Origin of the sequence: uncultured Limimaricola sp. (genome assembly GCF_964022235.1) — a bacterium.
Classification (GTDB): Bacteria; Pseudomonadota; Alphaproteobacteria; order Rhodobacterales; family Rhodobacteraceae; genus Limimaricola.
The window spans coordinates 139847-161660 of record NZ_CAXHZL010000007.1; the positions used below are offsets into that span (position 1 = coordinate 139847).

At 66.6% G+C, this 21814-nt stretch carries 20 protein-coding genes; 14 read left to right on the plus strand and 6 right to left on the minus strand.

Annotated features, from left to right (window positions below; genetic code table 11):
* Window positions 1–24 precede the first annotated feature (24 nt).
* Genes puuE through AADJ02_RS10925 form a run of 3 tightly spaced genes read left to right on the plus strand, consistent with a single transcriptional unit; the run spans window position 25 to window position 3398 of the window.
* Entirely contained in the window at window positions 25–1434 is a 1410-nt protein-coding gene (gene puuE, locus AADJ02_RS10915) for an allantoinase PuuE (protein WP_341213036.1), read from the plus strand.
* On the plus strand, window positions 1431–1919 hold the full coding sequence (locus AADJ02_RS10920) for an ureidoglycolate lyase (RefSeq protein WP_341213037.1): 489 nt from the start codon (window positions 1431–1433) through the stop codon (window positions 1917–1919). Before puuE ends, AADJ02_RS10920 begins: the two co-directional genes overlap by 4 nt.
* A gap of 51 nt (window positions 1920–1970) precedes the next feature.
* Entirely contained in the window at window positions 1971–3398 is a 1428-nt protein-coding gene (locus tag AADJ02_RS10925) for a nucleobase:cation symporter-2 family protein (protein WP_341213038.1), read from the plus strand.
* Window positions 3399–3479: 81 nt separating this feature from the next.
* Here the strand turns inward: AADJ02_RS10925 and AADJ02_RS10930 are convergent, their stop codons facing one another.
* Window positions 3480–4043 (minus strand): carboxymuconolactone decarboxylase family protein, encoded by a 564-nt coding sequence (locus AADJ02_RS10930; protein ID WP_341213039.1) that lies wholly within the window; start codon window positions 4041–4043, stop codon window positions 3480–3482.
* Between the two features lie 165 nt (window positions 4044–4208).
* Between AADJ02_RS10930 and AADJ02_RS10935 the strand changes: the two genes are divergently transcribed.
* Window positions 4209–4805, plus strand: coding sequence for a TetR/AcrR family transcriptional regulator (locus tag AADJ02_RS10935; RefSeq protein WP_341213040.1), 597 nt, complete (start codon window positions 4209–4211; stop codon window positions 4803–4805).
* A gap of 72 nt (window positions 4806–4877) precedes the next feature.
* Here the strand turns inward: AADJ02_RS10935 and AADJ02_RS10940 are convergent, their stop codons facing one another.
* From AADJ02_RS10940 to AADJ02_RS10950, 3 genes are read right to left on the minus strand one after another with little or no spacing between them, the layout of a single operon-like run.
* A complete protein-coding gene (locus tag AADJ02_RS10940) occupies window positions 4878–6161 on the minus strand; it encodes a TRAP transporter large permease (protein WP_341213041.1) in 1284 nt (427 codons plus the stop codon).
* Window positions 6161–6691 (minus strand): TRAP transporter small permease, encoded by a 531-nt coding sequence (locus AADJ02_RS10945; RefSeq protein WP_341213042.1) that lies wholly within the window; start codon window positions 6689–6691, stop codon window positions 6161–6163. The genes AADJ02_RS10940 and AADJ02_RS10945 overlap by 1 nt, the downstream gene beginning before the upstream one ends.
* 55 nt (window positions 6692–6746) lie before the next feature.
* The gene (locus AADJ02_RS10950; protein WP_341213043.1) at window positions 6747–7733 is read right to left on the minus strand and encodes a TRAP transporter substrate-binding protein; all 987 of its coding nucleotides are present in this window, start codon (window positions 7731–7733) and stop codon (window positions 6747–6749) included.
* Between the two features lie 250 nt (window positions 7734–7983).
* Between AADJ02_RS10950 and AADJ02_RS10955 the strand changes: the two genes are divergently transcribed.
* Together AADJ02_RS10955 and AADJ02_RS10960 are read left to right on the plus strand one after the other, a co-directional pair.
* Complete coding sequence (locus AADJ02_RS10955) at window positions 7984–8706, plus strand: ribonuclease activity regulator RraA (protein ID WP_341213044.1); 723 nt, start codon at window positions 7984–7986, stop codon at window positions 8704–8706.
* A gap of 38 nt (window positions 8707–8744) precedes the next feature.
* Window positions 8745–9491: a FadR/GntR family transcriptional regulator gene (locus tag AADJ02_RS10960; RefSeq protein ID WP_341213045.1), complete on the plus strand. Its 747-nt coding sequence runs from the start codon at window positions 8745–8747 to the stop codon at window positions 9489–9491.
* 64 nt (window positions 9492–9555) lie between these two features.
* Here AADJ02_RS10960 and AADJ02_RS10965 read toward each other — a convergent pair whose 3' ends face one another.
* Both AADJ02_RS10965 and AADJ02_RS10970 read right to left on the minus strand, forming a co-directional pair.
* Window positions 9556–9903: a cupin domain-containing protein gene (locus tag AADJ02_RS10965; RefSeq protein WP_341213046.1), complete on the minus strand. Its 348-nt coding sequence runs from the start codon at window positions 9901–9903 to the stop codon at window positions 9556–9558.
* A 32-nt stretch (window positions 9904–9935) separates the two neighbouring features.
* Window positions 9936–11186 carry an enolase C-terminal domain-like protein gene (locus tag AADJ02_RS10970; RefSeq protein WP_341213047.1) on the minus strand — a complete coding sequence of 417 codons (1251 nt, stop codon included), beginning with the start codon at window positions 11184–11186 and terminating at the stop codon, window positions 9936–9938.
* A gap of 142 nt (window positions 11187–11328) precedes the next feature.
* Between AADJ02_RS10970 and ugpC the strand changes: the two genes are divergently transcribed.
* From ugpC to AADJ02_RS11010, 8 genes are all read left to right on the plus strand, one after another.
* Window positions 11329–12438, plus strand: coding sequence for a sn-glycerol-3-phosphate ABC transporter ATP-binding protein UgpC (gene ugpC / locus AADJ02_RS10975; protein ID WP_341213048.1), 1110 nt, complete (start codon window positions 11329–11331; stop codon window positions 12436–12438).
* Complete coding sequence (locus AADJ02_RS10980) at window positions 12435–13427, plus strand: ABC transporter permease subunit (protein WP_341213049.1); 993 nt, start codon at window positions 12435–12437, stop codon at window positions 13425–13427. Before ugpC ends, AADJ02_RS10980 begins: the two co-directional genes overlap by 4 nt.
* 13 nt (window positions 13428–13440) lie before the next feature.
* Window positions 13441–14319 (plus strand): carbohydrate ABC transporter permease, encoded by an 879-nt coding sequence (locus AADJ02_RS10985; RefSeq protein ID WP_341213050.1) that lies wholly within the window; start codon window positions 13441–13443, stop codon window positions 14317–14319.
* Window positions 14320–14354: 35 nt separating this feature from the next.
* Window positions 14355–15902: an extracellular solute-binding protein gene (locus AADJ02_RS10990; RefSeq protein ID WP_341213051.1), complete on the plus strand. Its 1548-nt coding sequence runs from the start codon at window positions 14355–14357 to the stop codon at window positions 15900–15902.
* 73 nt (window positions 15903–15975) lie between these two features.
* Complete coding sequence (locus AADJ02_RS10995) at window positions 15976–18309, plus strand: DUF4962 domain-containing protein (protein ID WP_341213052.1); 2334 nt, start codon at window positions 15976–15978, stop codon at window positions 18307–18309.
* Window positions 18310–18376: 67 nt separating this feature from the next.
* The gene (locus tag AADJ02_RS11000; RefSeq protein ID WP_341213053.1) at window positions 18377–19123 is read left to right on the plus strand and encodes a glucose 1-dehydrogenase; all 747 of its coding nucleotides are present in this window, start codon (window positions 18377–18379) and stop codon (window positions 19121–19123) included.
* Window positions 19124–19354: 231 nt separating this feature from the next.
* The gene (locus AADJ02_RS11005; protein ID WP_341213054.1) at window positions 19355–20863 is read left to right on the plus strand and encodes an aldehyde dehydrogenase (NADP(+)); all 1509 of its coding nucleotides are present in this window, start codon (window positions 19355–19357) and stop codon (window positions 20861–20863) included.
* Between the two features lie 32 nt (window positions 20864–20895).
* Entirely contained in the window at window positions 20896–21798 is a 903-nt protein-coding gene (locus tag AADJ02_RS11010; protein WP_341213055.1) for a sugar kinase, read from the plus strand.
* Window positions 21799–21814 lie beyond the last annotated feature (16 nt).

A 21814-nucleotide genomic window follows, 5' to 3' on the forward strand; every position in this document is an offset into this window, starting at 1 on the left:
TCCGGCAAGAACAGGAGAACCCGTGTGAACCGCTACCCCCGCGACATGATCGGCTATGGCGCCGACACCCCCGATCCGAAGTGGCCCGATGGCGCGAAGATCGCGCTGCAGATCGTGCTCAATTACGAAGAGGGCGGCGAGAACAACGTGTTGCACGGCGACGCGGGCTCGGAGGCGTTCCTGTCCGAGATTGTCGGCGCCGCGGCCTGGCCCGGTCAGCGGCATTGGAACATGGAGTCGATCTATGAATACGGCGCGCGCGCCGGGTTCTGGAGGCTGCACCGGATGCTCAAGGATCTGCCCATTACCGTCTACGGCGTGGCATCGGCGCTCGCGCGCAGCCCCGAACAGGTGGCGGCGATGAAGGATGCCGGTTGGGAGATCGCGTCGCACGGTCTGAAGTGGATCGAGTACAAGGACGCCGACGAGGCCACCGAGCGCGCCGACATGGAAGAGGCGATCCGCCTGCACACCGAGGTCGTGGGCGAGGCCCCGTGCGGCTGGTACACGGGCCGGTCCTCGGACAACACGGTGCGTCTGGTGGCCGAGAACGGCAGCTTTGCCTATGCCGCCGACACCTATGCCGACGACCTGCCCTACTGGTCGCGCTTCGGCGACCGCGACCAGCTCATCGTGCCCTACACGCTCGACGCCAACGACATGCGCTTTGCCACGCCGCAGGGCTTCAACTCGGGAGATCAGTATTTCTCCTATCTCAAGGACAGCTTCGACTGTCTCTATGCCGAAGGGGCCGAAGGCGCGGCCAAGATGATGTCGGTAGGCCTGCACTGCCGCCTTGTCGGGCGGCCGGGCCGGGCGCAGGCGCTCAGGCGCTTCATCGACTATGCGCAGGGCCATGAGGGCGTGTGGTTCGCCACCCGGCTTCAGATCGCCGAGCATTGGGCCAAGGTGCATCCGCCCGTGTCGCGCGAGCGGCCCTCCGAAATGAACCGCGAGACCTTCGTCGACCGATTTGGCGGCGTGTTCGAGCATTCGGCTTGGGTGGCCGAGCGTGCGCACGGGCTGGAGCTTGGCCCCGCGCATGACACGGCATTGGGCCTGCACAACGCGCTGGCGCGGGCGTTTCGCTCGGCGTCGGATGAGGAGCGGCTCGGCGTGCTCACCGCCCACCCCGACCTCGCTGGCAAGCTCGCGGCGGCCAAGCGACTGACGGCGGAGAGCACTGCCGAGCAGGCCAGCGCCGGGCTCGACGCGCTCACCGATACCGAACGCGCGCGGTTTACAGAGCTGAACGACGCCTATGTGGCCAAGTTCGGCTTTCCCTTCATCATCGCGGTGCGCGATCACGACAAGGCCGGCATCCTTTCAGCCTTCGAGGCGCGCATTGACAGCAGCCGCGACACCGAGTTCGCCGAGGCCTGCCATCAGGTCGAGAGGATTGCGATGCACCGGCTGAAGGCGATGCTGTCATGAGCGGCGAGATCCGCACCGAGCCGCTGACGCGTGAGGCCTTCGCCCCCTTCGGCGACGTGATCGAAGCGGCGGGGGCACCGGACAAGATCATCAACGCGGGGCTCTGCGGGCGGCACCACGATCTCGCGCGGCTCGATTTTGGCGATGAAGGCCGCGCCGGGATCTCGGTGTTCGACGCCGAGCCGCGCGCGCTGCCCTACACGCTCGACCTCGTGGAGCGGCACCCCGATGGCAGCCAAGCCTTTCTTCCGCTCAGCCTTGCCTCTTTTCTGGTCATCGTGGCCCCGGACGAGAACGGTGTGCCCGGTCGGCCCCGCGCCTTCGTGACGACGCCCGGTCAGGGCGTCAACCTGTTGCGCAACACATGGCACGGTGTGCTGACGCCGCTCGCCGCCCCCGGTCTTTTTGCGGTGGTCGACCGCATCGGGCCGGGTGCCAACCTCGAAGAACACCGGTTCAGCGTGCCCTGGCACGTCACCGGCTGACCGCGGCATCCGGCACCAAGACCGGGGTCGCTCCAAATCAGGGAGACAGGAATGGCCGACGCCTCGATCGGAACGCCCGCGCAGTTGCGCGACCCCAATTATACCCCACCGCTTTACAAGGCGATCCCGCTGGGCATCCAGCACGTGTTGGCCATGTTCGTGGCCAATGTCACGCCCGCGATCATCGTGGCGGGGGCGGCGGGCTTCGGCTTTGGCTCGAACTCGCCCGATTTTCCCGAACTGCTCTACCTGATCCAGATGTCGATGCTGTTCGCCGGCATCGCGACCTTGTTGCAAACGATCACCGTGGGCCGCGTTGGTGCTGCGCTGCCGATCGTCCAAGGCACCAGCTTTGCCTTTCTGCCGATCATGATCCCGCTTGTGGCGGGCAAGGGCATCGACGGGCTGGCCGCGCTTTATGGCGGCATCGTCGTGGGCGGTCTGTTCCATGGCAGCCTCGGCCTCGTGATCGGCCGCATCCGTTTCGCGCTGCCGCCGCTGGTCACCGGCCTTGTGGTGACGCTGATCGGTCTGGCGCTGGTGCAGGTCGGCATTCAATACGCGGCGGGCGGCGTGCCAGCCAAGGCGGCAGGGGCTGCGGAATACGGCTCGGCGCTCAATTGGTCGGCGGCCTTCGTGGTGATCCTCGTGACGCTGGGGCTCAAGTTCTTCGCGCGCGGCATGCTCGCGGTGTCGGCGGTGCTGGTGGGGCTGCTCGCGGGCTACGCCTACGCTCTGGCCGTGGGGATCCTGACGACAGAGGCGATCGCGAGCTCCTGGACCAACGCGGCGGCCTTCGCGCTGCCAGACCCGTTCCGCTATGGCGTCGACTTCACCGTCGCCGCGATCCTGGGCTTTTGCCTGATGGCCTTCGTCTCGGCGGTTGAGACCGTGGGCGATGTGTCGGGGATCACCAAGGGCGGGGCCGGGCGGGAGGCCACGGATCGCGAGATCGAGGGCGCGACCTATGCCGATGGTCTGGGCACCGCGCTCGCCGGCGTGTTCGGTGGCCTGCCCAACACGTCCTTCAGCCAGAACGTCGGGCTGATCGCGATGACCGGCGTGATGAGCCGCCACGTCGTCACCTGCGGCGCGATCTTCCTGATCATCTGCGGTCTGGTGCCCAAGGTCGGGGGCGTGATCCGCACCGTGCCGATCGAGGTGCTGGGCGGCGGCGTCATCGTGATGTTCGGCATGGTGGTGGCGGCGGGCGTGTCGATGCTGTCGGATGTCGACTGGAACCGCCGCAACATGGTGATCTTCGCGGTCTCTCTCAGCCTCGGTCTCGGGCTTCAGCTCGAGCCGGACGCGGTGCAGTATCTGCCCGAGACGGCGCGGGTGCTGCTGACCTCGGGCCTGCTGCCCGCGGCCTTCCTCGCCATCATCCTGAACCTCGTGCTGCCCGAGGTGCTGGCCGACGAGGCCCCGGCGGTGGAGCCCAAGCCGCGCGGCCTGCCGTTCGAGACACCGAGGCACTGACCAAAGGCCGCCTATGACGGGCAACGGTGGATAACAGGCCCGCACGCTTGGTGCGGGCCTGTCGCGTTTTGGCGGTGCGGTTCAGGCGGCCTTGGAGGCAGGCGCCCAGGCGAACTTCTGGAACGGCTGGTCGACCGGCGTCTCGGCGAGGTGGTTGGTGTAGTTCGACATCACCTTCTGGCTGTAGCCAAGGATCACCTCGAGGATGTTGCGCTTGGTGAAGCCCGCGTCGAGGAAGGCCTGCACGTCGGCGTCGGCGACGTTGCCATGCTGGCGCACCAGCTTGAGCGTGAAGTCACGCAGCGCTTCGAGCCGGGCGTTGGGCAGGGCCGTGCCGTCGCGCAGCGCGTCGGTGATCGCGTCGTCGACGCCCATGCTCTTGGCGATGCCGGTGTGGGCGGGGACGCAGTAATGGCAGGCGTTCTCGACGTTCACGGTCTGCCACACGACGGTCAGCTCGTCCTTGTCGAAGCTGGAGTTCACGAACAGCTCATGGAGCTTCTGGTAGCCTTCGAGCAGGCCGGGCGCCTCGGCCATCACCTTGTGCAGGCCGGGCAGGCGGCCGAAGGCGGCCTTGGACTTCTCCAGCAGCGGCCGGCTTTCCTCGGGGGCGGTGGTTTCGTCGTGGAAGGTGAATTCGGTCATGTCGGTGTCCTTGTCCTGGCGGGGTCCATGCGACCCGGGATGATCGGCAACATAACCCATTTGAGTGATCGCTCAATGCCCGATTTGAGCGATCACTCAAGCGTGATCTTGGCTTGGCATCGACAAGGCGGGACAAACCGCATTCGAAGACCTATCTTCTGAGCCATGACACGAGCCCGACCCTATGATCGCGACATCGCGCTGGACGCGGCGCTGAACCTCTTCTGGCAGAAGGGCTATCATGCGACGTCGCTGAAGGATCTCGAAGGCGTGCTGTGCATGAAGCCTGGCAGCATCTACGCGGCCTTCAAGAGCAAAGAGGGGCTCTATCTCTCGGCTCTGGAGCGGTATTTCCACCGCAACCGCGACGGGCTTCGCGCCTTGGCGGCGCGGGGCGGCTCGCCGCTCGGGGCGCTGGCCGATCATCTGCGCGGCTTCGGTCGGCAACAGGCCGAGGTATCCGGCCATCGCGCCTGCATGCTGGTCAAGACGCTGCTCGACGTGACTGAGCAGGACGCGGTGATCGGGGCGCGGGCGCGCGGCTATCTCGATGAGATGACGGCGGAGATCGTCGCGATCTTCGATGCTGCGCGGGCGGCGGGAGAGCTGCCCGAGGGGGCCGACCCGGCCCGGCTGGCGCGGCGCTATCAGGCCGACATGACCGCGCTGCGGATCGAGGCGCATCGGGGCGGCGATCCCGAAGCGCTGAGGTTGTTGGCCGAAGACATAGCGCAATCCTTGGAGCAGGTGAGGCCGCACTGAACCAAGGGCACCGCCGGACGCCTCAAGGGCGCGTCCGGCGGTGCGGGGGAGCACGGTCTCAGCCCCTTCGGGTCACAGCCCCATCAGGGCGGGCAAGCCCAGCGACACCCATGGCACATAGGTGACCAGCAGCAGCGCCCCGGCGATGGCGATGTAGAAGGGCCAGATCGTGCGCACCGCCTCTTCAATGCGGATGCGCCCCACGACGCAGCCCACGAAGAGACAGGTGCCGACGGGCGGCGTGCACAGGCCGAGGCCGAGGTTGATCAGCAGCATGATCCCGAACTGCTCGGGCTCCATGCCGAGGCTCTTGGCGATCGGCAGGAAGATCGGCGTGCAGATCAGGATCAGCGCCGCCATGTCCATGATCATGCCAAGCAGCAGCAGGATTGCGTTGATCATCAGCAGAATCAGGATCTTGCTCTCGGTCAGAGCCAGCAGGAATTCACTCAGCCGGGTCGGCACCTGATAGAGCGCCAGCAGATAGGCGAACGAGCCCGCGAAGCCGATCAGGATCATCACCATCGCCGTGGTGCGCACCGAGTTGACCACGGCGATGCGAAAATCCTCGAAGCTCAGGCTGCGATAGACCAGCGCGGTGAGCGCCAGTGCATAGAGCGCGCCGAAGGCCCCCGATTCGGTGACGGTGAATACGCCCGAGAGCACGCCGCCGATGATGATGATCGCGGTGACGAGGCCGGGGATCGCCTCGGCCGCCGACATCAGCACCGCGCGCCAGCCCGGAAACGCCTCGGCCGGGTAGTTGTGGCGGATCGCCAGCACATAGGCCGCGATGGCCAGACACAGGCACATCAGGATGCCGGGCACCACGCCCGCGACGAACAGCTTGGAGATCGACACGCCGCCGCCCGCCGCGATGGCGAAGATGATCATGTTGTGGCTGGGCGGGATCACGATGCCCGCGATTGAGGAGGTCACGGTGACGTTGACCGCATAGTCGGGGCGGTAGCCGCGTTCCTTCATGGTGGGCACCAAAAGCGAGCCGAGCGCCGAGATGTCGGCGATGGCCGAGCCCGAGATGCCGCCGAACAGCATGCTCGACAGGATGTTGACCGATCCGAGCCCGCCGCGGATATGGCCCACCAGCGTGCCGGCGAAATGCACCAGCTTGCGCGCGATGCCGCCGTGCAGCATCAGCTCGCCCGCGAAGATGAAGAAGGGGATCGCCAGCAGCGAGAACACCGAAATGCCGGAGATCGTGCGCTGGAAGGTCATCAGCGACGGCAGCCCTTCGAACCAGAAGGTCAGCGCCGCCGAGATGCCCATCGCGAAGGCCACCGGCACGCCGAGCAGAACGGTGGCCGCGAAGGCCCCCAAGAGTACCGCGAGTCCCATCAGATCTCCTCCAGGGCAAAGGCGTCGGTGCTGGGCGTGTCGCCCAAGAGCCGGCGCAGGGCGCGGGTGCCGCAGAACAGCGCCGCGAGCAGGCCGCAGATCGCGGCGGGAATGGCGCGCATCCCTTCGGGCAGGTTCAGCATCGGCAGGTTCGACGACCAGCCGAACTGGACCAGTTCGGTCGAGGCCGAGAACATCACCAGCCCGAAGGCGGCCAGCGCCAGATCCGACACGCTGCGCAGTACCGCTGCCACGCGCGGCCCGAAGCTGTCGCGCAGAAAGCTGACGCCCAAGTGCCCATCGTCATGCAGCCCCGCGGCGGCGCCGAGAAAGGTGATATAGCCCACCAGCAGCAGCGACAGCTGCTCGACCCATGTGGGCGTGGCGTTGAGCACGTAGCGGCCGAAGACCAGCCAGCCGAAGCTGGCGATCAGCACCACGAGGCACAGCGAGGCCACGAGGATGCAGGCGTCGCGCAGGAGCCGCAGCGCGATATCGAGCCGGGCGGTGAGGCGGTGGCGGTCGATCATGGGGAATGTCCCGATACTAGGAAGGCCGGGCGGGGCGATGCCCCGCCCGCGCCGGTCACTCGGCCGAGCGGATCATGTCGACCAGCGACGCCATCTCGGGGTTATCGGTGACATAGGCCTCGTAGACCGGGGCCATCGCCTCTTGGAACGCGGATTTGTCGGCGATCTCGTTGATCTCGACGCCGGCGCCCTTGAGGGTCTCGAGGCTCTGCGCCTCGCGCTCCTGCCACAGCTCGCGCTCGAGCTCGGCGCTCTCGCGGCCCGCCTCCGCGACGATCTCCTGCTGCTCGGGGGTCAGCGCGTCCCAAGCCTTGAGGCTGATGCACAGACACTCGGGGATGATCAGGTGCTCGGTCAGGGAGTAGTACTTGGCGACCTCGTAGTGGTTGGTCGATTCGTAGGAGGGCGGGTTGTTCTCGGCGCCGTCGACGACGCCGGTGCTCAGCGACTGATAGACCTCCGCGAAGGCCATCGGCGTGGCATTGCCGCCCATCGCTTCGATCATGCCGACGAACAGGTCGTTGTTCATCACCCGGACCTTCATGCCCGCGACGTCCTCGGGGCTCTCGATCGGGCCTTCGCCATTGTAGAACGACCGCGCGCCGGCGTCGTACCAGCCGACCGGCACGATACCACGGGCGCGCATGCCCTCGCCGATCGCCTCGCCGACCTCGCCGTCCATCAGCCGGTACATCGTGGGGATGTCCTTGAAGATGAAGGGCAGCAGCGTGACGTTGGCCTCCGGCACGGCCTGGCCCATCGGCCCGAGGTTGAACACGCCAAAGTCGATGACGCCAAGGCGCAGCTGCTCGATCGCGTCGGGCTGCGAGCCGAGCACGCCCGAGTGGAACACCTTGCCGGTGAGCGCGCCGTCGGTGCGCTCGGCCACCAGTTCGGCAAAGCGCTCCATGCCGTGGCTGACGGGGTAATCCTCGACGTGGATGTTCCAGCCGCGCCATTCCTCGGCCACGGCGAGCGTGGTCATGGTGCCGGTCAGGGCGATGGCTGCGACGCAGCCGGTCAGGACGGTCTTGATGGACATGTTCGGTTCCTCCCTCAAACTTGTAATTATTAAGCGGTAGTCAAATTTACAAAAACAAGCAACAAAATTTGTATATGCCTTGGGATAGGCCTTGAAATCGCGATGTTGTGCCCCCTTGGGCGATGACTAAGACTGGTCTCCCGGCCCATCTTGTCAAAATAAGAATTACAAATGTTGACAAGAGGCACCCTGTCCCGCTAGATTGCCCCTGACAACTCAGACAATGGCCGCGTGGCGACAGGAGGGGACGATGGAGATGACGGCGCTTGGGGCACAGACCCACGCGAGGCTCATGCAGGTCAGCACGGCGACGCTGACCACGGCGCTGTTCAAGCGCGGGTTTCGCAACATCTACCTGCAGGGGCCGCAGCGGCTCCGGGCGGGGCGCAACATGGTGGGGCTGGCCTATACGCTGCGCTACATCCCGGCGCGCGAGGACCTCGACGTGCTCGAAAGCTTTGGCGATCGCAACAACGCGCAGCGCAAGGGTGTCGAGGAATGCCCCGAGGGGGCGGTCTTCGTGATCGACTCGCGCGGGGATGCGACCGCCGCCTCGGCGGGCTGCATTCTGGCCACCCGGCTGCAACAGCTCGGCTGTCAGGGCATCGTCACCGACGGTGGCTTTCGCGACACTCCCGAAATCGCCGAGCTGGAGATGCCGGCCTATCATTCGCGCCCCAGCGCGCCGACCAACCTCACCAAGCACCACGCGGTGGCGGTCAACGACCCGATCGCCTGCGGCGGCGTGTCGGTTTTTCCCGGCGATGTCATTGTCGGGGACAACGAGGGAGTAGTATGCATTCCAAGGCATATTGTTGATGAGGTCGCCGAGGAGGCGGTCGAGATGACCTCTTTCGAGGACTTCGTGATGGAGGAGGTTCAGAAGGGCGCTTCGACCTTCGGTCTCTATCCGCCGACCGATCCGGCCACCAAGGGGAAGTACAGCGCATGGCGACAGGCAAACGGGCGATAGAGCTCCCCCCGCAAGAGACCCCCGAGGGGGCCAAAGTTGTGCTCTCGCAAGCGACCAAGCAGGCGGCCCCGGTTCGGGCCGCCCGCGAGTCGGGCGATCGGACGCTGGCCGACACGGTCTATGAGAACGTGCTGGCCAGGATCGTGCAGGGCGAGTTCCCGGTGGGCGAAAAACTTCCCACCGAGCATGAGCTGAGCGAGGAGATGGGGGTATCGCGCCCGGTGCTGCGTCAGGCTCTCAAGCAGCTGCGCGAGGACGGGGTCGTGGTGTCGCGCCAAGGCTCCGGCTCTTTCGTGCGGCGCAAGCCCGAGGAGGCGGTGCTCGACTTCGCGCCGATCGGCTCGATTGCCGACATCCAGCGCACCTTCGAATTCCGCGCCGCGATCGAGGGCGAGGCGGCCTATCTCGCGGCACAGCGCCGCTCCGAGCGCGAACTGCGCCAGATCCAGGCCGCGCTCGAGGAGCTGGACCGCTGCGTGCGCACCGGCGAGCTTGGCGTCGATGCCGACGAGGCGTTCCACGTCGCCGTCTGCGCGGCCTCCGACAACCACTACTTCATGTCGGCGCGCAACTCGATGAAGGCCAATATCCTCACCGGCCTGAACCTCACCCGCAACCTGTCCCTCATCAAGTCGCAAGAGCGGCTGGCGATGGTGCAGGCCGAGCATGACGCGATCTTCGCCGCGATCTCGGCGCGCGACGGCGAGGCGGCGCGGCGCGCGATGCGCAGCCATATCGAGAACGCCCGCAGGCGCGTATTCGAAGGCGACATCGGCCCCGCCTGATCGTGCTGGCGGTTCATCGCCCCGCCTGTTGATGGGCCCCCGCCGCGGCGGGGGCCCTTCGCGTTCAGCCCATCGGCAGGCCGTGCGCTTCCATGAAATCGTTGCGGCGCGGGGTGAAGGCGTCGATCAGCACGCCGGTCTCGAGGCACAGGCAGGAATGCTCGGCGTTCGAGGGGATCAGCATCGCGTCGCCGGGGCCGAGATCGCGCGTGACACCGGCCACGGTAAAGCGAAACAGGCCGGAGGTCACATAGGTCGTTTGCACATGCGGATGGTGATGCGGCAGGCCGACCCCGTCTTTTTCAAAGCGGAACTCGACCATCATCAGGTCGGCGTCCTCGCACAGGATGCGCCGCTGCGCGCCGGGGCCGGAGGTCATCCAGGCGTCGGGGGTGTCGCTGTTCACTTGCATTGTCGTCTCCTCTTCGGGGGGTGTCGCACGCGTCACCATCTGGGCACGCGGCATTCGAAATCGGGGATGTATTTGCGGATCTCGTCGGTGTCGTCGCGGGCGCGCAGGCCCACGGAATTGTAGAGCGCGTGCAGCCGCGCCAGCGCCTCCTGATCGATCTCGACGCCGAGGCCGGGGCCCGTCGGGACGGCGAGACGCCCTTTGTCGAAGCGCAGCTTGCCGCCCTTGATCACCTCGTCCTGCACCCATGGGTAATGCGTGTCGCAATCATGGGTCAGGTTCGGCATCGCCGCGGCGGTGTGGGTCATCGCGGCGAGGCTGATGCCGAGGTGCGCGTTCGAGTGCATCGACACACCTAGCCCGCCAGCGCGGCACATCCGCGCCAGATGCAGCGCCCCGGTCATGCCCTGCCAGTCATGATGGTCCGACAACACGATCGCGACCGCATCCTTGCGCAGCGCCTCGATCACCTGCTCGAACGCCACCACCACGAGGTTGGTGGCCAAAGGCAGCGGGCTGAACCGCGCGACGGCGGCCATGCCGTCCAGGCCCGGCGTCGGATCCTTTAGGTATTCGAGCACGCCCTTGAGCTTGCGCGACAGGCGGATCGCGGTGTCGACCGACCACGCGCCCATCGGGTCGATGCGCAGCGGCGCGTTCGGGAAAGCCTCGCGCAGCTTCAGCAGGGTCTCGACCTCCAGTTCGGGCTCGAGCACGCCGCCCTTGAGCTTGAGCGAGCCAAAGCCGTGCTCGGCCACCATCGCCCGCGCTTCGGCCACGAGGGCCTCGGGCGTCATCACCTCACCGAAGAGGTCTTCGCCCGGTTGTCCGGCCGGTTTTGCGAATTTGTAAAACAGATAGCCGCCGTAGGGGACGTGGCGGCGCACCGCCCCGCCCAGCAGGTCGCAGACCGGCCGGTCCAGGTGCTGGCCCTGAAGGTCCAGACATGCGACTTCGAAGGCGCCGTAGACCACATCGACCAGCCTGGGATCGGCAAGCGCGGTCGGCACGTTGATGCCACCGGCGTCCGGCAGCGCCTCATTGATCCGGTGGCGCAGCCCGTTCAGATCGAAAATATCCAGCCCGACAAGGCTTTCGGCGGCGCGGTTCAGGCTGTCCAGCGTCCGCGTCGCGCCATGGCTCTCGGAGATGCCGACGCGGCCACTGTCGCAGGTCACCTCGATGATCGATCGCAGGAACACCTCTTGATGCACACCCTTGAGGTTGAGCAGCGGAACATCAGGCACCGCGACGGGTGTGATCCTTACCGAGCGGATCTTCATCGTGTTTTTCCAGTGCGGCTACAGCTTGTTACAAGTTGATTGCCCGATGGCCGGGTAGTTGTCAATATTTGTATTGATCGGGACTGACGAATCCGCTACATCATTGTCCAGTGCTTCACACCGGGGCCGAAAGGGAGGGGACATGTCAGGCGTCAAGCTCGATAGAATCGTAAAGCGCTACGGAGCGCTCGAAGTCGTCCACGGTATCGATCTCGAGATCGCGCCGAAGGAATTCGTGGTGCTGGTCGGGCCTTCGGGCTGTGGCAAGTCCACCACCCTGCGCATGATCGCGGGACTCGAGGAGATCTCGGATGGCACCTGTCGCATCGGCGACCGGGTGGTGAACCGCGTCGCCCCAAAGGATCGCGACGTGGCGATGGTGTTCCAGAACTATGCGCTCTACCCGCATCTGAGCGTCGCCGACAACATCGCCTTCGGCCTGCGCATCCGCCGCACGCCCAAAGACGAGATCGCCTCCTCGGTCGAGGAGGTCGCGGGCATCCTCGGGCTGACCCCCTATCTCGACCGCCGCCCCGCCGATCTTTCGGGCGGCCAGCGCCAGCGCGTCGCCATGGGCCGCGCCATCGTGCGCCACCCGGAGGTGTTCCTCTTCGACGAGCCTCTGTCGAACCTCGACGCCAAGCTGCGCACCCAGATGCGCGCCGAGATCAAGCGCCTGCACAAGCGGCTCGGCGTCACCTCGGTCTATGTCACCCATGACCAGGTCGAGGCGATGACGCTCGCCGACCGCATCGTGGTGATGCGCGACGGGCGGATCGAGCAGATCGGCACGCCGATGGATCTGTTCAACAATCCCGTCAACACCTTCGTCGCGGGCTTCATCGGCTCACCGCCGATGAACCAGTTCGAGGCGGTGGTCGAGACCGGCGATCGCGGCCCCGTGGCCATCGCCAACGGCGCGCGGATCGCGCTTCCGGCGCTCGAGAGCCTGCGCCACGCCCAAGGGCGCCGCGTCGTCATCGGCATCCGCCCCGAGCATGCCTCGATCGATCCCCTGCCGGGCGCCTCCACGGTGCCGGTCGATCTCGACCTGATCGAGACGCTGGGCTCCGAGGCGCTGCTTCACAGCTCGATCGGCGAGGTGCCCTTCGTCATCAAGGCCGAGACCGGCGGCGACACCGCGCATCTGAGCGGCGTCGATGCCTTTCACGTGCTGCCCGAGCGGATCAAGGTCTTCGACCACGAGACCGGCCGGGTGCTGGGAGCCGCCCGGATGGGGGTGGCGGCATGAGCCAGCAAGAGCATATCGGTCCCTCGACCGAGGAGCTGGTCGTCGAGGCGCGAGAGGCGCTGCGCGATCGGGTTCGCCGCCGGGCCACGGGGCTTGGCGATCACTTCAAGCGCGAGTGGCAGATCTACGTGCTGCTCCTGCCGACGATCCTGTGGTTCCTGCTGTTCCTCTACAAGCCGATGTACGGCCTGCAGATCGCCTTCAAGGATTACTCGATCTTCCGCGGCATCGACGGCAGCCCCTGGATCGGCTTCGAGCATTTCCAGACGCTGTTCGGCAACGACCAGTTCCTGCGGGCGGTCAAGAACACCGTCGTCATCAGCTTCTTCACGCTGCTGTTCGGCTTTCCCGCGCCGATCATCCTCGCCTTGATGTTCAACGAGATCCTGAACCAGACCTACAAGCGCACCGCGCAGACCATCGTCTACCTGCCGCACTTCATCTCGACGGTGATCATCGCCGGTATCGTGATGACGGCCTTCTCGCCATCGGCGGGCATCGTCAACACCGTGCTCGAATGGTTCGGCATGGATCCGATCTACTTCCTGACCAAGCCCGAATGGTTCCGGCCGATCTTCGTGGGCTCGGGCATCTGGCAGGAGGCGGGGTTCCAGTCGATCGTCTATCTCGCGGCGATCGCGGGCGTGAACCCCTCGCTTTACGAGAGCGCGGTGGTCGATGGCGCCAGCCGCTGGCAGATGGTGTGGAAGGTGACGCTGCCGTCGATCCTGCCGACGATCATCATCATGCTGATCATCCGCATCGGCAACCTGCTCGAAGTGGGCTTCGAGCTGATCATCCTGCTCTACCAGCCCGCGACCTACGAGACGGCGGACGTGATCAACACCTTCATCTACCGCCAGGGCCTGCAGCAGGGGCAATACGACCTCGCCGCCGCGGCCGGCCTGTTCAACGCCGTCGTCGCCTTCGTTCTGGTGATGACCGCCAACACCATCTCCAAGCGCGTGTCGCGCACGTCGCTGTGGTGAGGAGGGCAAAGCCATGAAGATGAATCTCTATTCCCGCGGCGACAAATGGTTCGTCATCGCCAACATGGTCCTGGTGGGGCTGTTCACGATCTCGACGCTCTACCCGTTCATCTACATCGCCGCCGTCTCCTTCAGCTCGGGCTTTGCCGCGGCGGCCGGAACGGTGGTGCTGACCCCGGTGAACTTCACCATCGCGGCCTATGAGCGCGTGCTGAGCGAGCCGGAGTTCTGGCGCTCCTACGCCAACACCTTCATCTACACCTTCGGCGGCACGGCGGTGAGCCTGCTGATCATCATCCCCGGCGCCTATGCGCTGTCGCGCCCGCAGCTGATCGGAAGGCGGTTCTGGAACCTCTTCGTGGCCTTCACGATGTGGTTCAACGCAGGGCTCATCCCGTTCTTTCTCAACATGCGCGATCTCGGGCTGCTCGACAGCTACTTCGGCATCATCATCGGCTTCGCGCTCAACGCCTTCAACATCATCCTGCTGCGCAACTTCTTTGAATCCATCCCGTCCTCTTTTGAGGAGGCGGCGCGGATGGACGGCGCCAACGAGTTCCAGGTGCTGTGGAAGGTCTATGTGCCGCTGTCCAAGCCCGCCATCGCCACGATCACCCTGTTTTGCATCGTGGCGCGCTGGAACGGCTTCTTCTGGGCGATGGTGCTGCTTCAGAGCGAGGACAAGATCCCGCTGCAGGTCTACCTGCGCCAGCTGATCGCCGAGCTGTCGGACGACGAGGAGTTCACCAGCACGCTGATCAGCGCGGCCTACTCGGTCGAGACGGTCACGGCGGCGATCATCGTCTGTTCGATCATTCCGGTCCTGCTGATCTACCCGTGGGTCCAGAAGTACTTCAACAAGGGCATCCTTCTGGGAGGCGTGAAGGAATGACCCGCAAGACAAACACGCGATTTGGGAGGAGAACCATGCGTAAATCCACATTGTCCGCCGCGTTCCTGGCCACCACCATGCTGGCCCAGCCCGGCTTCGCAGACGAGCATCTGCGCATCGTCGAAGAGCCGCTCGAACTCAGCATCCACTTCCACTGGCCCCGCAACCAGGGCTACGAGGAGGACTATCCGGTCGAGCAGGCGGCGCGCGAGATGACGGGCATCCACCTTGTTGACGCGACCGCCGGGCGCAACACGCCCGACCACAACGAGGCGATGAACCTGCTTCTGGCGCAGGGCGACCTGCCCGACATCGTCGGCGGCAACCGGATCAAGGACCCGGTCAACCAGTACGGCCCCGAGGGCGCCTTCCTGCCGCTGGGCGATCTGATCGCCGAGCATGCTCCCAACATCCAGGCCGTGCTCGATGCGCGCCCCGAGCTGCGCGACGCGATGGCGTCGTGGGACGGCGAGATCTACTACATCCCTTACCTGCCCGATGGCGAGTTCGGCCGCGCCTGGTTCGTGCGTCAGGACTGGCTCGACGCGCTGGGGCTGGAGCGGCCCGACAATGTCGAGGATCTCTACAAGGTGCTGGTGGCCTTCCGCGATCAGGATCCCAACGGCAACGGCCAGAAGGACGAGATTCCGATCTTCCTGCGCCACTGGGAGGAGCTCATTCGCTTCGTCACCCTGTGGGACGGCCGCTCGACGGGCTCTGACACCTATCACGACTTCTATGTCGACAACGGCGAGATCAAGCACCCCTACGCCACCGAAGGCTACCGCGAGGGCATCAAGAACATCGCCCAGTGGTACGAGGAGGGGCTGATCGATCCAGAGGTCTTCACCCGCGGCACCAGCGCGCGCGAGTACCTTCTGTCGGAGAACCTCGGCGGCATCACCCATGACTGGTTCGCCTCGACCGCGGGCTACAACGAGACGCTTCAGGAAAAGGTGCCCGGCTTCGACTTCGCGCCGATGCTGCCGCCCGAGAGCATCAGCGGCACCCGTCTTGAAGAGCATCGCCGCACCCCGCTCAAGCCCGATGGCTGGGCCATCAGCTACGCCAACGAGCATCCCGTCGAGACGATCAAGTATTTCGACTTCTGGTTCACCGAAGAGGGTCGCCGCCTGTCGAACTTCGGCGTCGAGGGCGAGCATTACGAGATGGTCGACGGCGAGCCGGTGTTCACCGACGCGGTGCTGACCGCCGATCAGCCCGTCAACAGCCAGATGTGGGAGATCGGGGCGGGCATCCCGCGCGGCTACTACATGGACTATGCCTACGAGCTGCAGTGGACCTCCGACGCGGCGCGCGAAGGCATCGAGCTTTACGAGCAGAACGACCTGCTGATCGACCAATTCCTTGGCGTCACACTCAACGAGGAAGAGCAGGCGGTCTATGATCGCTACTGGCCCTCGATCCTGACCTACATGCTCGAGCGCCAGCAGGCCTGGATCCTGGGCACCGGCGACATCGAAGCCGATTGGGACGACTACATGGCCCAGCTCGACAAGCGCGGCCTGAGCGACGTGCTCGAGGTGATGAACTCCGCCTACGAGCGCCAGTACGACAGCTGACGCACCGGCTCCGGGGGGGCGATCGCGCCCTCCCGGACCTCAGTCCGACCCCTTCGACCAAGGATGCAAGCGCATGGCCACCATGACCGCCGATCAACAGACCGCCTATCTCGACGAACCTGCCGCCGGCCGGCTCAACATCCGTTATGCCCCCGACGAGGGGGCCGAGATCGCCGAGAACCCGCCGCGCTTCACATGGCTGCCGGTGGTCGACGAGGCAGCGCGCTACGTGCTGCGCCTCTCGACCGACCCCGAGTATGGCGATGCCGCGACGCAGCTTTTCACCGACCTGCCGCTCAATTTCATGACGCCCGACGCGGCGCTGCCGCCGGGCCGCTACCACTGGTCCTACGCGGTGTGGGACGCCGAGGCCAAGCGCCCCGCCAGCCGCTGGAGCGTGTCGCGCGCCTTCGATCTGGCCGATGACCTGCCTGAGACGCCGCTGCCCTCGCGCGCCGACCGCTATGCGCGGGCCGACATGGCGCATCCGCGCCTCTGGCTCGGGCCCAAGGAGCTCAAGGCGTTCCGCCGCGATGTCGCCGCCGATCCCGAGCATTGCAACTGGCAGGCCTTCTTCGACAAGTCGGTCGCGCCGTGGCTCGACCGCGAGATCATGGCCGAGCCCGCGCCATACCCCAACAATACCCGCACCGCGCCGATCTGGCGTCAGACCTATATAGACTGTCAGGAGCTGATCTACGCGATCCGCCACCTCGCCATCGCGGGCAAGGTGCTCGAAGACGAGGCGATGGTCGCGCGTTCCAAGGAATGGCTGCTGTCTGCCGCCGACTGGGATCCGGCGGGCACCACCTCGCGCGGCTACACCGACGAGTGGGCCTTCCGCGTCGCCGTGGCACTGGCCTGGGGCTATGACTGGCTGCACGACGTGCTCGACGAGGACGAGAAGACGCGGGTCCGCACCGCCCTGCTGATCCGCACCCGCGAGGTCGCCGACCACGTGATCCGTCACGCGCACATCCACCTCTTTCCCTACGACAGCCACGCCGTGCGCTCGGTCTCGGCGGTACTGGTCCCGGCCTGCATAGCACTTCTCGACGAAGAGCCCGAGGCGCGCGAGTGGCTCGACTATTCGATCGAATTCCTCTGGACCGTCTACTCGCCCTGGGGCGACAAGGACGGCGGCTGGGCCGAGGGGCCGCATTACTGGATGACCGGCATGGCCTATCTGGTCGAGGCGGCCAACCTGCTGAAATCCTTCACCGGCCTGAACCTCTACGAGCGGCCCTTCTTCCAGAACACCGGGGATTTCCCGCTTTACACCAAGGCGCCCGACACCCGCCGCGCCACCTTCGGCGATGACAGCACCATGGGCGATCTGCCCTGTCTCAAGATCGGCTATAACCTGCGCCAATATGCCGGCGTCACCGGCAACCCGGCCTACCAGTGGTACTTCGACGAGATCTGCCGCAACGATCCGGGCACCGAGGGCGCGTTCTACAACTACGGCTGGTGGGATCTCAATTTCGACGACCTGATGTACCGGCACGACTGGCCGCAGGTCGAGGGCGCCGCACCGGGGCCGAACGACCGGCTGCGCTGGTTCAAGGGCATCGGCTGGGCCGCGATCCAGAGCCACATGGACGACCCCGAGCGGCATCTGCAGTTCGTGATGAAATCCTCGCCTTTCGGCTCGATCAGCCACAGCCACGGCGACCAGAACGCCTTTTGCCTCTCGGCTTTCGGCGAAGATCTGGCGATCCAGTCGGGGCATTACGTCGCCTTCAACTCGACCATGCACCAAGGCTGGCGGCGGCAGACGCGTTCCAAGAACGCGATCCTGATCGACGGCAAGGGGCAATACGCCGACAAGGACAAGGCGCGCGCCATGGCGGCGACCGGCAAGATCATCACCGCCGAGGATCGCGGCGAGGAGATCTATATCCACGGCGACGCCACCGAGGCTTACCGCTCGCTCAGCCCCGAGGTGACAAGCGTCACCCGCGAGGTGCATTTCGTGCATGACAGCTACTTCGTCATCGTCGATTGCATCGATGCCGAGACTCCGGTTTCAATCGACTGGCTGCTGCACGCCAATGGCCGCTACGAGCTGGGGCAGGCCTCGTTCCGCTACTCGGGCAAGACGGCGGGCTTTTACGGGCAGGTCGTCTGGTCCGAGGCGGGGATGCCGCGCCTGAGCCAGGAGACCGGCTTTGCCGGGGTCGACCCCAAGGAGTACGAGGGCCTGCCCGAGAGCACCTGCCTGACCGCGCGCTTTCCCAAAGCGACGCGCCACCGGATCGCGACGCTGCTCGTGCCCTACCGGCTCGACGCGCCCAAGCGGGTGTTCCACTTCCTCGACGATCAGGGCTACGACTGCGACCTGTATTTCACCGACGCCGAGGAGCGCACCTTCAAGCGCGTGGTGAAGAAGCTCGCCCGGACCTGACACCCTTCGCCGCTCGGGCCCCGAGGGTCCGGGCGGCGCCAATCCACTCATATCCAAGGAACACGACATGGATCTCACCGGAAAAACCGCGATCGTCACCGGCGGTGGCCGCGATATCGGCCGCGCCTGCGCTATCCGCCTCGCCAAGGCGGGCGCCAATGTCGCGATCAACTACTACAAGAGCGGCGACGGTGCCGAGTCCGCCGTCCGCGAGATCGAAGAGATGGGCGGCAAAGCCTTCGCCATGCAGGGCGACATGACCGACCCCGCGCAGGTCAAGGCCTTCGTCACCGCCGCCGCCGAGGCCTACGGCCCGATCCACGTGGTCATGCCGATCACCGGCGGGCTCATTGCGCGCAAGACCATCCCCGAGCTGACGGTCGAGCATTGGCAGGCGGTGATGGACGTCAACGTCACCTCCGCGCTGCTGCTGGTGCAGGCGGCGCTGCCGCATATGACCGAGGGCGGCTCGATCGTGAACATGGCCTCCCAAGCGGGCCGCGACGGCGGCGGCGGCGGCGCGCTGGCCTATGGCGCGGCCAAGGGCGCGATCATGACGATGACCCGTGGCATGGCCAAGGAGCTGGCCCCCGCGATCCGCGTCAACGCGCTTTGCCCGGGCATGATCGACACCGATTTCCACAACATCTTCACCAAGCCCGAGGTGCGCAAGATGGTGGCAGGCAACACGCCGCTCAAGCGCGAAGGCACCTCCGAGGAAGTGGCCGATCTCGCCGTCTTCCTCGCGTCGCCTGCGGCGGCCTTCATCACCGGGGCCAATGTCGACATCAACGGCGGCATGCTGTTTTCGTGATGCTCCATTGGGGCCGCCCCGCCGGGGTGGCCCCGACCAAGTCGTGACGAGTATCTGGTTTGCGCCGTGGCCGCCTTCGCGGGCCACGGTCTGCCAGCCTCACGGCCCGCCGCGCCGCGCGTGAGCCCGCCGACCACCTCTTTTCGCCCCGAAGCCACGGCCGCATCCACAAGCGAGGCGACCGCGCCGGGCCCCGCCGCCCTTCGACGACACCTGACAAGGAGCCCATCCATGCTCAAGACCCAACACCTGATCGCCGGAGAATGGCTCGACGGCACCGCGACCTTCGAGAACCAGCCGATCCACGGCGCGCCCGACCGGTTTCAGGCGGGCACGCCCGAGCTCGTGGACCGCGCCTGCGAGGCCGCCGAAGCCGCGTTCGACAGCTACTCGGCCACCAGCGGCGCGCAGCGTGCGGCCTTCTTGCGCCGCATCGGTCAGGAGATCGAGGCGCGCGGCGCCCAGATCACCGAGATCGGCATGCGCGAGACCGGCCTGCCCGAAGCGCGGCTCAATGGCGAGCGCGGGCGCACCATCGTCCAGCTCAACCTCTTTGCAGATCACGTCGAGGCCGGTAAGCACCTCGATCTGCGCCATGACGCGGCGCTGCCCGAGCGCCAGCCCGCGCCGCGCCCCGAGCTGCGGCTGATGCAGCGGCCGATCGGCCCCGTGGCCGTGTTCGGCGCCTCGAACTTCCCGCTGGCCTTTTCGAGCGCCGGTGGCGACACGGCGGCGGCGCTGGCGGCCGGCTGCCCGGTGGTGGTCAAGGGACACTCGGCGCACCCCGGCGTCGCCGACATCGTGGCGCAGGCCGTCGATGCGGCGCGGGTGGCCGAAGGGCTGCACCCGGGCGTCTTCAGCCAGATCCAGGGCGGCAACCGCGCGGTGGGCGAGGCGCTGGTGCGCCATCCGTTGATCCGCGCCGTGGGCTTTACCGGATCGCTCGCAGGCGGTCGCGCGCTGTTTGATCTGTGCGCGCAGCGGCCCGAGCCGATCCCCTTCTTCGGGGAGCTGGGCTCGATCAACCCGGTCTTTGTGCTGCCCCGTGCACTGGCCGCGCGCGGCGGCGAGATCGCGACCGGCTGGGCCGCCTCGCTGCTGATGGGCGCGGGCCAGTTCTGCACCAACCCCGGCGTCGTGGTGCTGCCCGCGGGCGACCGCGCCGAGAGCTTCATCGACGCGGCGCAGGAGGCGCTCGATGCCGCCCCCGATCAGCCGATGCTGACGCCGGGCATCGCCGCCGCCTTCCGCTCCGCGCGGGATGCCATGGTCGCCAATGGCCGGGCCGAAACGCGCATCGCCCGCGAGAGCGACCCGCGCCACGCTTCGCCCGCGCTGTTCGTGACCCGCGCCGCGGACTGGCTGGCGGATACGACGCTGCACGAGGAGGCCTTCGGCCCCTTGGGCGTCGTGGTGCTGGCCGAGACCGTCGAGGAGATGCGCGACGTGGCCCGCGAACTCGAAGGCCAGCTCACCTGCACGCTGCAGATCGAGGACGCGGACGCCGAGGCCGCGGCACCGCTGCTGCGCACGCTCGAGCGCAAGGCGGGCCGGGTGCTGGCCAACGGGTTCCCGACCGGGGTCGAGGTGGCCGACGCGATGGTTCACGGCGGGCCGTATCCGGCCTCGACTAACTTCGGCGCAACCTCGGTCGGCACGCTGTCGATCCGCCGCTTCCTGCGGCCTGTCAGCTATCAGAACATCCCCGCCGCGCTGCTGCCCGCCGAGCTCAGGGGATGACCGCGCCTGTCGTCCTTTTCGTCGGGGAGCCGATGATCGAGCTGTCGGTGCCAAGGGACGGCGACACCGCCCGCCTCGGTGTGGCGGGCGACGTGCTCAACGCGGCGATCTACCTGCGCCGGGGCCTCACCGGTCCGGCGCAGGTCGAGCTGGTCACGGCGCTGGGGCGGGACCGGTTTTCCGACCGGGTTCGAAGATTTGTCACGGCGCATGGCGTCGGTATCGCGCGCATCCGCACCGATCCAGATCGCGGCCCCGGCCTTTATGCCATCGAGACCGACGCGGAGGGCGAGCGCAGCTTTGCCTATTGGCGCGACGCGGCGGCGGCGCGGCACATGTTCGGCCCCGACCACGCGCCGGACTTCTCGGCCTTGGATGGCGCGACCCATATTTGCCTGTCAGCGATCACGCTGGCGATCCTGTCGCCCGCAATCCGCGAGGCGTTGCTCGACCGGCTGGCCGAGCTGCGGCGCGCAGGCGTGTTGATCTGTTTCGACAGCAACTACCGCCCCCGCCTGTGGGAGAGCGCCGCCACCGCGCAGCGCAGCGTTGCCGCGGCCTGGGCCGTGACCGACGTGGGATTTCCGTCGGTCGATGACGAGATGGCGCTGTTCGGCGGCACCGAGGATCAGACCGTCGCACGGCTGCGCGGCTATGGCATGTCACTGTGCGTGCTCAAGCGGGGCGGGCAGGGGCCGCGCCTTCTGGTGCCCGAACACGAGGGGCCGGTGCCGGAATTCGCGCGCGCGACCCGGGTCGTCGACACGACCGGCGCGGGCGACAGCTTCAACGGCAGCTTTCTCGCGGCCTGGATCGAGGGCCGCGGCGTCGGCGCGGCCCTGCGGCAGGCGCATGAGATGGCGGCGCGCGTGGTCGCGACGCCGGGGGCCATCCTGCCCTTGACGGCCACGCGGCAAGAGGAGATCGCGTCCTAAGAGGGGCACGAAGTTC